At 61.6% G+C, this 11,623-nt stretch carries 9 protein-coding genes; 3 read left to right on the top strand and 6 right to left on the bottom strand.

Going from position 1 to position 11,623, the window contains the following annotated elements; genetic code table 11:
- Positions 1-46: 46 nt before the first annotated feature.
- Positions 47-670, top strand: coding sequence for an AAA family ATPase (locus DW211_RS01545; RefSeq protein ID WP_117734775.1), 624 nt, complete (start codon positions 47-49; stop codon positions 668-670).
- 460 nt (positions 671-1,130) lie between these two features.
- Here DW211_RS01545 and gltA read toward each other — a convergent pair whose 3' ends face one another.
- The 6 genes from gltA to glmU all read right to left on the bottom strand — a co-directional run bounded on the left by gltA (position 1,131) and on the right by glmU (position 8,892).
- Positions 1,131-2,540 carry an NADPH-dependent glutamate synthase gene (gltA, locus tag DW211_RS01540; RefSeq protein WP_022094914.1) on the bottom strand — a complete coding sequence of 470 codons (1,410 nt, stop codon included), beginning with the start codon at positions 2,538-2,540 and terminating at the stop codon, positions 1,131-1,133.
- Complete coding sequence (locus DW211_RS01535; RefSeq protein ID WP_006235793.1) at positions 2,531-3,370, bottom strand: sulfide/dihydroorotate dehydrogenase-like FAD/NAD-binding protein; 840 nt, start codon at positions 3,368-3,370, stop codon at positions 2,531-2,533. The genes gltA and DW211_RS01535 overlap by 10 nt, the downstream gene beginning before the upstream one ends.
- A gap of 368 nt (positions 3,371-3,738) precedes the next feature.
- A complete protein-coding gene (pth, locus tag DW211_RS01530) occupies positions 3,739-4,368 on the bottom strand; it encodes an aminoacyl-tRNA hydrolase (RefSeq protein ID WP_199411478.1) in 630 nt (209 codons plus the stop codon).
- A gap of 351 nt (positions 4,369-4,719) precedes the next feature.
- Positions 4,720-5,847, bottom strand: a complete 1,128-nt coding sequence (locus tag DW211_RS01525) for a hypothetical protein (protein ID WP_117759335.1) — start codon at positions 5,845-5,847, stop codon at positions 4,720-4,722.
- A gap of 454 nt (positions 5,848-6,301) precedes the next feature.
- Entirely contained in the window at positions 6,302-7,288 is a 987-nt protein-coding gene (locus DW211_RS01520) for a ribose-phosphate pyrophosphokinase (RefSeq protein ID WP_089573682.1), read from the bottom strand.
- A 191-nt stretch (positions 7,289-7,479) separates the two neighbouring features.
- Positions 7,480-8,892: a bifunctional UDP-N-acetylglucosamine diphosphorylase/glucosamine-1-phosphate N-acetyltransferase GlmU gene (gene glmU / locus DW211_RS01515; RefSeq protein WP_118258799.1), complete on the bottom strand. Its 1,413-nt coding sequence runs from the start codon at positions 8,890-8,892 to the stop codon at positions 7,480-7,482.
- Positions 8,893-9,091: 199 nt separating this feature from the next.
- Here glmU and DW211_RS01510 point away from each other — a divergent pair, with 199 nt between their 5' ends.
- On the top strand, positions 9,092-9,979 hold the full coding sequence (locus tag DW211_RS01510; RefSeq protein WP_233540915.1) for an energy-coupling factor transporter transmembrane component T: 888 nt from the start codon (positions 9,092-9,094) through the stop codon (positions 9,977-9,979).
- Positions 9,979-11,622: an ABC transporter ATP-binding protein gene (locus DW211_RS01505; RefSeq protein ID WP_118258798.1), complete on the top strand. Its 1,644-nt coding sequence runs from the start codon at positions 9,979-9,981 to the stop codon at positions 11,620-11,622. The genes DW211_RS01510 and DW211_RS01505 overlap by 1 nt, the downstream gene beginning before the upstream one ends.
- Position 11,623: the final 1 nt, after the last annotated feature.

The following is an 11,623-nucleotide window of genomic DNA, read 5'->3' as shown; positions in this document are numbered from 1 at the left end:
ATAAGAGATAAACAGCCCTTTTCTCATTTGTTAGAAAGGAATCGCGATGAGCGATCTGGAGAATAAGAAGAATCCTGTGGTCATTACCATCGCGCGCGATTTTGGTGCCGAGGGTCACGAGATTGGCCGCATACTTGCCGACGAGTTGGGGATTCCGCTGTATGACAACGAGCTGCTGGTGCGTGCGTCGCTGCGCGCGGGCGAGTCACTCGACAAGATGGCCGCCTACGACGAGCGTCTGGCTGTGGAGAACATGGCGTTTCTGCCCGACCGCTACGATGCGCGTTCGTACTCGGACAAGTTGTTCCAAAAGATGAGCCAGGTGATTTTGGACCTGGGCGAGACCGAGAGCTGCATTATCGAGGGTCGCCTGTCCGATTACCTGCTGCGTAACAACCCCAACCACATTGCCGTGTTGGTGACCGCACCCTTTGAGGACCGCGTCGAGATTGTGCGCAAGAAGCGCGGACTTAACAAAAAGAAAGGTGCCAAGCTGGTCAAACAGCAGCAGAAGGCGCGCGAGGCGTTCTATAAGCGCTACAGCGCCGGCAAGTGGAAGATGACGAGCGGCAAGGATATCGTCGTCAACCGCGCCAAGCTGGGACGCGAGGGCTGTAAAGACGTCATCGCTGCAGCCTACCGCTACAAAGTGGCGCAGCTCGAAGGCTAGCCGACCAAAACCACCACAAAGGGGACAGCACCTTTGTGGTGGTTTTTGTTTTAGGCCGAGGGGAAGGCCTTGGCGGCAGTGCCTATCCTCGGCTTTTGCATAGTCTCGATCTGTAACACCAAGCCAGCGAAAATGGCTCTAACTGTTACAGATTGAGATGAACCGTTCGGCCGTCAGCCCAACGTCTTGATCTGTAACACCAGGCGGCATATTTGGTCTCTAACTGTTACAGATTGAGATGCAGCGTGGCCGGCCGGCACAATATCTCAATCTGTAACAACTGCAGGGCTCAACGGGCTCCAGGTGTTACAGATCGAGACAAACTAGTCGGTCAGGCTCCCAACCACCACAAAGGGGACAGGCACCTTTGTGGTGGTCTGGGCGGTCGGCATAGAAAAAGTCCCCGCCGGGCGTGTGCTCGACGGGGACTTTGCCGTTTGGTGGCTAGCGCTGTAGGTGATTACTCGCCCAGCAGGCTCTTGGTGATCGAAGCGGCGGCCTTCTTGCCGGCGCCCATCGCCAGAATGACCGTAGCGGCACCGGTGACGATGTCGCCGCCGGCCCAGATGCGGGGATCGGTGGTCTGGCCGGTCTCCTCGTCAGCGACGATGTAGCCCCACTTGTTGAGCTCCATCTTGCCGCCGATCTTCTTTGCGAAGGGGTTGGCGTTGGTGCCGATAGCCGAGATCGCGACGTCGCAGGGGATCTCCTCGATGGCGCCCTCGATGGGCACCGGGCGACGACGGCCGGACTCGTCAGGCTCGCCGAGCTCCATCTTCTGGACCTTGACGGCGCACACGGAGCCGTCCTCGCCAGCGACAAACTCGAGCGGGGAGACGAGCGGCAGAACCTCGACGCCCTCGGCCTTAGCATGGTGCAGCTCGGCGCGACGGCAGGGCATCTCGTCCTCGGTACGACGGTAGGCGATGATGGCGTGCTCGGCGCCCAGGCGCTTGGCGGTACGGACGGCGTCCATGGCCACGTTGCCGCCGCCAAAGACAACGACGTTCTTGCCGTGCTTGGTGGGGGTGTCGTACTCGGGGAACTTGTTGGCCTTCATCAGGTTCACGCGGGTGAGGTACTCGTTAGCGAAGAAGACGTTGGGCAGGTTCTCGCCGGGGACGTTGAGGAACTTGGGCAGGCCGGCGCCGGTTGCCACGTAGATGGCGTCGAAGCCCTGCTCGAACAGCTCCTCGGCCGTGGCCATGTTGCCCACGACGGAGTTGTACTCAAACTTGACGCCCATGTCCTCCAGGCCGTCGATCTCGCGCTTGACGACTGCCTTGGGCAGACGGAACTCGGGGATGCCGTAGACCAGCACGCCGCCGCCGGTGAAGAATGCCTCGAAGACGGTGACGTCAAAGCCGTTGCGGGCGAGCTCGCCGGCGCAGGTGATGCCGGACGGGCCGGAGCCGACGACGGCGACCTTCTTGCCGTTCTTGGGGGCCATCTTGGGCGTGGAGGCGAGCTCGGGGCGGTCACCCAGGAAGCGCTCGAGCTGGCCGATGGCCACGGGCTCGGACTTCTTGCCGCGGATGCACTTGCCCTCGCACTGGTTCTCCTGCGGGCAGACGCGGCCGCAGATGGCGGGAAGCATGGAGTCCTCGCGGATGGTATCGAGGGCGCCGCCGAAGTCCTTCGCGCGGATCTGCTCGATAAAGCGGGGGATGTTGATGTTGACGGGGCAGCCCTCAACACAGAACGGCTTCTTGCAGTTGAGGCAGCGCTCGGCCTCGGCCAGCGCCATCTCCTCGGTGAAGCCCTTGTCGACGGGGCGGAAGTCGCAGGCGCGCTCGGCAGCCGGCTCCTCGTTATCGGGGGTGCGGGGCGACTTCATATCGGCAACGAAACGACCGTTAACTAGTGGCATGCGCAGCTCTTTTCCTCATAGGCCTTGAGGGACTCGCCCTCTTCGGAACGGTAAGCGGCCTGGCGGGCACGAAGGTCATCCCAGTCGACCAGGGTGGCATCGAAGTCGGGGCCGTCGACGCAAGCGAACTTGGTCACGCCGCCCACCTCGACGCGGCAGCAGCCGCACATGCCGGTGCCGTCAACCATGATGGGGTTGAGCGACGCGGTGATGGGGGTGTCGTACTTCTGGGCGGTGAGGGTCGAGAACTTCATCATCGGAACGGGGCCGACGCAGAAGACCTGGCTCACGGCCTTGTCCTGCAGCAGACGCTCCAGCGGAGCGGTGACAACGCCCTGCTCGCCGTAGGAGCCGTCGTCGGTGGTGATGTGGATGTGGTCCTCGTCGAGGAGCTCGCGGAACTGGTCCTCCATGAGCAGGAGGTCCTTGGTGCGGGCGCCCATGATGGCGTGCACCTCGTGGCCGGTTTCGACCAGGTGCTTGGCGACCGGGAAGGCAATTGCCAGGCCGACGCCGCCGCCAATGACGGCACAGGGGCCCTCGGCCATTTCGGTGGGAACGCCCAGCGGGCCCACGACGTCGCGCAGCGACTCGCCGGCCTCGTAGGTGGAAAGCATCTCGGTGGTCTTGCCGATCACCATGAAGATGAACTCGACCCAGCCCTCGTCACCGTTCCAGCCGGCCAGGGTAAACGGGACACGCTCGCCCGTCTCGTTGGCGCGAACCATGAGGAACTGTCCAGCGTGCGCATGTTTGGCGATTGCGGGCGCCTCGATGCGGAACTTGAACACCTTCTCCGAGAACTGCGTCTTCTCCAGGATCTTATACATAGAACCCCTCTCTTGTTAGGGCCGCCGAACCGTGCCTCCACGGAAATGGACGGTAGCCCGAGTAAAACCGTACGCGCACAGGCGTTGTGCAGACATACGGTGCAAATTATACCCTCATGGACATGCTGTTTACGTGTGTCTTCGGCGGTTGGGAAAAGGGTTTATCCCGACCTACCAAAAAGGGACAGGTTTATTTTGGTCGGTTTTATCAGGCAAAACGGCAAAGGGGGCCGGCCTCGCGCATCGGTGGGGCCGGCCCCCTTTGGGGCGCTGCATATGTATGGCGGCGCAGGACTTATTGCGATGCGGCCGCGGCGGCGTTTTCGCATATAAAACCTGCCAAAATTAACATCCCTAAATGGTAGGTTTTAGTGCTTGCCGTTGGCGGAAGCGGCACCGTTTACGTGATCGCGGGCGTAGATTACGCCGTGGACGATGGCCAAACCGGCGGCATCTGCGGCGCGGGTGCAGGTGTCCTGGAAGCCCTCGGCCTCGCGGGCGCGCAGCTGCTTAAGCACATAGTCTGCGACGGCCATCTTGCCGGGAGGGTTGCCGATGCCGGTGCGGATGCGGCTGAAGTCGCGGCTGCCCATCTTGTCGATGATGGAACGCAGGCCGTTGTGGCCAGCATGGCCGCCGCCCACCTTAACACGCACGTCGCCGGCGGGAATATCGAGCTCGTCGTGGATTACGAGCAGCTCCTCGGCCTTGATCTTGTACTCGCGGCAGAGCTTGGAGATGGGGCCGCCCGAGGTGTTCATGAATGACTGCGGCTTGACCAGCACAATCTGGCGTTTGCCGCCCTCTTCCTCGGCATCGTTGATATTGATGAGCGCGACCTCGGCACCGGCCTGATTTTTCCAATACGTGACACCGGCCTGACGGGCCAGCTCGTCGATTGCCTTAAAGCCGGCGTTGTGGCGGGTCTCGGCATATTCCTCGCCCGGGTTGCCAAGCCCGGCAACCATGCGAATCTTAAGCGGCTGTGCAGCTGCCATGTTCATCCTTTCGTTGATTTGTCGCCTGCTATGGTGAGCGACCCTGTTGCCGCTGTCAAATGGAGGGCAATTGAGGTGAGTTGAGGGCGTTTGAGCGGTTGCAGGAAACCGGGGTGGACAGTTAGTTCAGATTTGTATAAAGCAAGAGGCTCTCGGCTGCCAAAATCGGAGACATGGAGCCGTTTCGGTGCTTTGGGGCGCACGTTTTGCGCTATTTCGAAGCCATTCGAGCCTTTAAATGAGGTGATTGGCCCCGAGATGGCAGCAAAGCGCCTTGAAATAAGCCGTCTGTTTATACAAATCTGAACTAACTGTCCAGCCTTGCTCGGCGATGTTGTCGAGATACGCTTTCTAGACCGGCGCGAGGCCGATTCCGGCCCGAAGGGCGTTGAGCCATGCGGCTTGACGTTTGCGATAACCCTTGATGCGATAGCGGAACCGAACCCCAGCGAGTCGATGCATCATTTGTGCGAAGGCTTCGAGCGCAACAAGGTCTTTCATTTGGTCGCGATTGATAACCAGGACGTGGATGCCCATTGCCTTGAGTCCATTATTTCGATTGCCATCGTGGATGCGAGCATTTTGAAGCTCATGCCCAATTCCGTTGTATTCGTTGTCGACTCCGGCTGCCGGGCAATATAGGTCGCAGATGGCATAGGGGATGCCTGAGGACATGTTGACCGCAAGAGTGTCGAAGTCGATTCGATGGTTGAGTAGCAGGCCTCCCATGGGCAGGCTGCAGCATCCGAATCCGCCAAAGCGCATGGGCGCGCCCAGGACGGCGAACATTAAGGACTCCGCTGGGGATGCGGATCCTGCTCGGGCGAGTCTGACGGCCGTGCGAAACGAGGCGTAGGAGCTACTTTTGGCAAACTGTGCGACTGCCTCGAGCTCATTTATGGTTGTGGCAGGCTCGCATTTGTAGTGCGCCTGTTCGTAGCGGGTTTCGTCTTGCTTTCCGGGTGCCGGCTGGCCGCCATGACAATCAAGATCGTCCATCGCTTCGGAGCTACCGGCCTTGGGCCACGTGTCGTCGTGGGCGATGGGGTTGGTTATCTCGGGCGGAAGGGAGTAGGACCCCAGCAGCTCCATGAGAAGCATCAGGACTTTGGCTACAGGCTCATTCCTAGAGCACAACATGGCTGTCATGGCGGGAGACGTTGCGTAGATGTCAGCTTCGATGTGCATGATTGCTTCCGCGGGAAGCGGGGCGGTGACGCTGTGCTGGAGAAGACGTCCGTCGGGCCGTCTGTTGTTGCCGCCGGCAACAAGGAGATCTAGGCGCTCGGAGTCGTCTTCGCTCCAGGCGTCAAGCATCGCAAGAGCTACAAAGTCTATGGCGTCCTTGTTGGGAACACAACTTGCAAGGGCTTGTGCCTGTTGCCTGTCATCGATGATGCCCCACGGAAGCGCAGAGTACGCCCGTCGAGCGCGGCGAATTGCGCGGAGGGCGGAGAAATGTGAGATCACAGTGGTCATAGCTATAAAGTACTAAGCCGTCGGCGAAATGATGCAGCCGTGGCGTTCTTTTCGCTCAAAGGGGCGTCGTGCGCCGCAGACGGTAGCAGATCGTGCGAGGGGCCTTGAAAAAGCGGGGCTCAGGGCGCTTGTTTGACCTTGGAGGCATGGATCGAGATAGGTGTTGGACAGTTAGTTCAGATTTGTATAAGGCGATTGAAGCGTTCCGCCATTGTCGAAGGGTTCGGTGGGCAAAATAGAGTGAATGGCATAGTGAAGACGTCCATAAGAGGAGAGATTGGCCGAGATTATGCCGGCAGGTGAACCTTTGGCGCATCAAGTGGTCCATGTGGGCGCCCAAGAAAATACAAATTTGAACTAATTGTCCAGGGAAGGTTGGCGAGGGATAGAAAAAGGGTCGGAAGCGAGCTTCCGACCCTTTAAAAGCATCAAAGATGATGCGATGCGTGGCAGGCTACAGCGCGAAGTCGCCGCCGACGAGCGTGGAGACGGGCTCCTCGTGGTAAACGGCGGAGATGGCCTGAGCGAACTCCTCGGCGACCGAGATGGTCTTAATCTTGCCGCCGACCTCGACGGGAATGGCATCGGTGACGACGCACTCGACGATGGGGGCGTCGTTCAGACGCTCGATGGCCGGACCGGAGAAGATGCCGTGGGTGGCGCACACGTAGATGTCGCCGGCGCCCATAGCCTTGAGCTCCTTGACGTTGGCGCACAGGGTGCCAGCGGTGTCGATCATGTCGTCGTTGATGATGCAGGTCTTGCCCTTGATGTCACCGATGATGCCCATGACCTCGGCGGCGTTGTGGCGCGGACGGCCCTTGTGGGCGATGGCCAGGTCGCAGCCGAGCATGTCGGACAGCTTCTTGGCGGCCTTGGCACGACCCACGTCGGGGGAGACGACAACCAGGTTGTCGGTGTCGAAGTGCATGTCGTTGTAGTACTGGCCAAACAGCGGCAGCGCGGACAGGTGGTTAACCGGGATATCAAAGAAGCCCTGGATCTGACCCTGGTGCAGGTCGAGGGTGATGATGCGGTTGACGCCGGCGCGCTCGAGCAGGTTGGCGACGAGGCGGGCAGTGATGGGCTCGCGCGGGCCGGCCTTGCGGTCCTGGCGGGCATAGCCGTAGTGGGTGATAACGGCGGTGATGGAGCGGGCGGATGCGCGCTTGGCAGCGTCGGTGGCGATGAGCAGCTCCATGAGCATGTCGTTGACGTTGCCGCCGGCCACGGACTGAATCAGGAAGACGTCGGCGCCGCGGACGGTCTCGTCGTAGCGGGCGTAAATCTCACCATTGGCGAACTGCTTTAGCGTAAGGCCCGAAAGCTCGACCCCAAGGTACTCAGCAATCTTCTGAGCGAGGGGACGGTTGGAGGAACCGGAATACACGCGGATGGACTTGCGCATATTCTCCGACTTCTCGGGATCATTAATCGGCATTACCCTTCTCCTTTATATCGAATGCCATATAGATGCCTTGTTGCATTGTAACCGCGCGGCGGGGTTTATCGAGTCTTGATAACGTCTTTACCGTCAACGGACACGAACCGACCACTCATCCGGTCGCGCAGGTCAGCATAGAAAAAGGAGCCGTCCCCATGGGAACAGCTCCTTAGATGCTTGATAAAACGTTATACCTCGTCGTCCTCGTGCAGACGGCGGCGATAATCGGCGGCCCAGCCCTCAATATTTACCTGACGGGCACGACCCAGTCCGAGTGCGTCTGCCGGGACCGGCTCGGTGATGACGGAGCCGGCGGCCACGAGCGCGCCGTCGCCGATCTGGGCAGGCGCGACCATCATGGTGTCGGAGCCGATGAAGGCATCCTTGCCGATGACGGTCTTGTGCTTGTGCACGCCGTCGTAGTTGCAGGTGATGGAGCCAGCGCCCACGTTGACGCCGGGGCCCATGGTGGTGTCGCCGATGTAGGACAGGTGCGGCACCTTGGATCCCTCGCCGATCGTGGACTTTTTGATCTCCACGTGCGTGCCGGCCTTGGAGCCGTCGAGCATGTGGGTGCCCGGGCGCAGGTAGGCGCGCGGGCCGCAGTCGACGCCGTTCTCGATGACGGCCTCGATGGCGATGGTCTCATCGATGGTGCAGCCGCTGCCGACGGTGGTGTCGGTGAGACGGCTGTTGGGGCCGAGCTGGCATTCCTCGCCCACGGTGACGTGGCCGATCAGGTGCGTCTGCGGCCACACGACGGTGTCGCGGCCGATGGTGGCGTCGGGGCCGATCCAAGCCTGCGTGGGGTCGATGAACGTGACGCCCTCTGCCATCCAGTGCTCGTTGATGCGGTCGCGCGCGATGGCGGTGAGCTGCGCGAGCTGGACACGACTGTTGACGCCCAGGCCGTCGCGGTAGTCGTCGCAGTGGAAGATGGAGGCTGCCTGGCCGTGACCCTTGAGGATTTCGAGCATGTCGGGCAGGTAGTACTCGGACTGCGCGTTGTCGTTGCCGATCTCGTTAATGTGGGCGGCGAGCTGCGCGCCGTCGAAGGCGTAGCAGCCGGCGTTGCACTCGAGTAGCTCGGCGGCCTGCTCGGGCGTGCAGTCCTTCTGCTCGATGATGCGCTCGATCTGACCATCGGCGCCCAGCTTGATGCGGCCGTAGCCGAAAGGATCGGGCGGGGTCATGGTCATGACGGTGCAGGCGAGCTCGCCGGTGGCGACGGTTTGCGCGAACTTGGCGACGGTGTCGGCGGTGATGAGCGGCAGGTCGCCGTTGAGCACCACGACGGGGCCTTGCGTGATGCCACAGGCCTCGAGCGCGACCTTCACGGCGTGACCGGTGCCCAGACGCTCGGTCTGCTCGACGCACTCGACCTTGGTGGCGCTGTTGGCGTAGGCGCCGTCGATGAGGGCGCGCATCTCGTCGGCGTGGCTGCCGATGACAACCACGACGCGGCTGCAGCCGGCCTTGATGGTAGCGTCGACGATCCACTGGACCATGGGCTTACCCAGGATCTTGTGCGAAACCTTGCAGTGGTTCGACTTCATGCGGGTGCCCTCGCCGGCAGCGAGGATAATTGCGGTTGCGTCCATGTGATCTCCTGTTACGTTATAGAGACGTGTGTTTGGAAACGATACACGGCGCAATATGATACCGCAGGCATATGACGAGCGCGTAACGATTGGTTTGCGGCGGTTGAGGCTTGCGCCGCCGGCGTGGCGTTTGCACTGCTTGCGTGCGGCGTTGGCGGTGCTGCGGAGCTGTTGTTTGAGCGAGGGGACGGGGGTGCCCGTGGACAACATACGAGAGGAGTTTGGCGGCGAGCCCGTCGCGGCATTCTCGATGTCGCATCCGGCTGTGCCGGCACTCTATATAGTGCTGACGCTGGGGCTCACTATGTTCTCGATGCAGCCGGTACTGATTGCGCTGTCACTTGCGGGCGGGCTGGCGTATGGATTTGCGACGCGTGGGGCTGCCCGCACGCTGGGCGCGCTCCGCTGGCAGCTGCCGGTGATTTTGATCGTCGCGGTGCTCAATCCGCTGTTTAGCGCCTCGGGCTCGACGGAGCTGTTCCGTATTGGCATGCGCGCGGTGTATCTGGAGAGCATGGTATACGGCCTGTGCATGGGCGGGCTGTTTGTGGCGAGCGTGCTGTGGTTTGAGGCGGCGGCGTCGATGCTCGAATACGACAAGGTGCTCGCGCTGCTGGGCAATGCCGCACCGGTGATTGCGCTCATGATCTCGATGTGCATGAGGCTTATCCCGCAGTTTTTGCGCCGCGGCCGCACGGTGCTGGCGGTGCAGGACGCGATCGATGTGCCGGGCCGCGCGCCGGCCGACCCCGTGCGTTCGCGTTTGCGGGCATCGAGTGTGTTGATGGGCTGGGGCATGGAAGATTCGCTGGAGCGCGCGGACGCCATGCGCTCCCGTGGGTGGGGCGCCGCGACGCGTCGAACGACGTATGCGCGGTATCGACTGGGGCGCAGCGACGTTGCCGCGCTGGTTGGGCTTGCGTTGTTTGGCGTGGCCACGGCGGCAGTGGTGTGGACCGCGACGACGCAGTATTCGTTTTATCCGCAGCTCTCGGTGCCGGCGCCGTGGCCGGGCTATGTCGTGTACGCTGCCTGGATGGTGCTGCCTTGCGCGTTGCATGCGATTGATGAGAAGAGGTTTGGCTGATGGCTCGGTTTGATAGGAGCTCGGCGGCGGGTGTGGCATATGGCTCGGCCGCGCCGGCGATTGAGGTGCGAGGCCTTAGTTTTGCCTATCCCGGGGCCGAGGCACCGGTGCTCGAGGGACTTGATTGGCGTGTTTCCCAAGGTGCGTTTGCGCTGCTTGTTGGCGGTACCGGGTCGGGCAAATCGACGCTGCTGTCGCTGCTCAAGCCCGAGATCGCTCCGGCGGGTACGCGCTCCGGCGAGCTGCGCGTGCTGGGCGAGCCCGTCGCCGACATGGACGTGCGGGCATCGGCGGAGCGCGTGGGTTATGTGTTCCAGGATCCCGAGAACCAGATCGTGTGCGAAACCGTGTGGCACGAGATGGCGTTTGGCCTAGAGAATCTGGGTGTGTCGCGCGACGAGATGCGCCGTCGCGTAGCTGAGACCAGCTATTTCTTTGGTCTGGAGGACTGGCTTCATCGCGATACCGATACGCTTTCGGGTGGCCGCAAGCAGCTGCTGTCGCTTGCCGCCGTCCTGGCGCTGCGTCCGCGTGTGCTGCTACTCGACGAGCCCACGTCTCAGCTCGATCCCGTTGCCGAGAAGAATTTTCTGCACGCGCTGTTTCGCGTGAACCGTGAGCTGGGCTGCACGGTCGTTGTGGCTACGCATCAACCGCGGCCGATGCTCGAGTATGCGACGTGTGCGTACCGGATTGAGGGCGGTCGGGTGCGCGAGGTGGCGGATATGGCTTCTTTAGGACGCCGAGAATCGCTGTTTTCCGATGACATGTTGGGGTGGGGTGCCATCCGATGTGCAAAAAACGGAGTATTCAGCAGGCGTGAGGACAATTTGGGCTCTCTGGAGCCGTCCGGGGACGTATCGAGCGCGAAAAAAAGTTTGGAATTGGACAAATCGTCCGAATTTGTGGCACAAACGTCGCTCGAGAACGGCTCGGAAGCCTTCCTGCGCACGGATGGAAGCAGAATACTCCAAAAAATGCACGGCGGGTCGGCTACCACCCTGTCGGAGGGCTGGTTTCGCTACGATCGCGCGGGCGGTTGGGTGCTGCGCGGGCTCGATGTGACGTTTTCAGCTGGCGCGGTGCATGCGGCCGTGGGCGGAAACGGCTGCGGCAAGTCGACGATGCTCTCGGTGCTGGCCAAGACGGCCAAGCTACAGCGTGGCCGCATGGTGCGCGGGACGGCTTCGGCGGCGCTGCTGCCACAGAATCCCAAGGCATTGCTGGTCGCCGAAACGGTGCGCGACGAGCTGATGGAATGGGCTTCGACCTGCGGATACGACGAGGCTGCAGCACAGGAGCAGACAGCGCGCCTGGGTCTGGCGGGCTTGGAGGCGCGTCACCCGTACGATCTTTCGGGCGGCCAGCGCCAGCTGCTTGCGTTGGCAAAGCTGCTGTTGATTGGTCCGGAGCTGCTGCTGCTTGATGAGCCCACCAAGGGTTTGGACTTGGCCAGCCGCCGCATCATCGCTCGCGCCCTGCGTGACCATGCGAATGCCGGCGGTACCGTCATTATGGCCACGCACGACTTAGACTTTGCCGAGCAGGTGTCCGACGACGTCGCCATGATGTTCGACGGCGAGATCGCCTGCATGGAGCCTCCGGCAGATTTCTTTGCCGACAACGTGTTTTACAGGGCGTGAT

This window comes from Collinsella sp. AM18-10, from assembly GCF_003471585.1.
Taxonomy (GTDB): Bacteria; Actinomycetota; Coriobacteriia; order Coriobacteriales; family Coriobacteriaceae; genus Collinsella.
Note: the sequence above shows the minus strand (reverse complement) of the source record. Positions and strands in the feature narration are given on the sequence as shown.

Bases quoted from the DNA above. Each gene is read 5' to 3' on its own strand.
- gltA (WP_022094914.1), bottom strand. From the start codon at position 2,540: ATGCCACTAGTTAACGGTCGTTTCGTTGCCGATATGAAGTCGCCCCGC.
- glmU (WP_118258799.1), bottom strand. From the start codon at position 8,892: ATGGACGCAACCGCAATTATCCTCGCTGCCGGCGAGGGCACCCGCATG.
- DW211_RS01505 (WP_118258798.1), top strand. From the start codon at position 9,979: ATGGCTCGGTTTGATAGGAGCTCGGCGGCGGGTGTGGCATATGGCTCG.
- pth (WP_199411478.1), bottom strand. From the start codon at position 4,368: ATGGCAGCTGCACAGCCGCTTAAGATTCGCATGGTTGCCGGGCTTGGC.
- DW211_RS01525 (WP_117759335.1), bottom strand. From the start codon at position 5,847: ATGACCACTGTGATCTCACATTTCTCCGCCCTCCGCGCAATTCGCCGC.
- DW211_RS01520 (WP_089573682.1), bottom strand. From the start codon at position 7,288: ATGCCGATTAATGATCCCGAGAAGTCGGAGAATATGCGCAAGTCCATC.
- DW211_RS01535 (WP_006235793.1), bottom strand. From the start codon at position 3,370: ATGTATAAGATCCTGGAGAAGACGCAGTTCTCGGAGAAGGTGTTCAAG.
- DW211_RS01545 (WP_117734775.1), top strand. From the start codon at position 47: ATGAGCGATCTGGAGAATAAGAAGAATCCTGTGGTCATTACCATCGCG.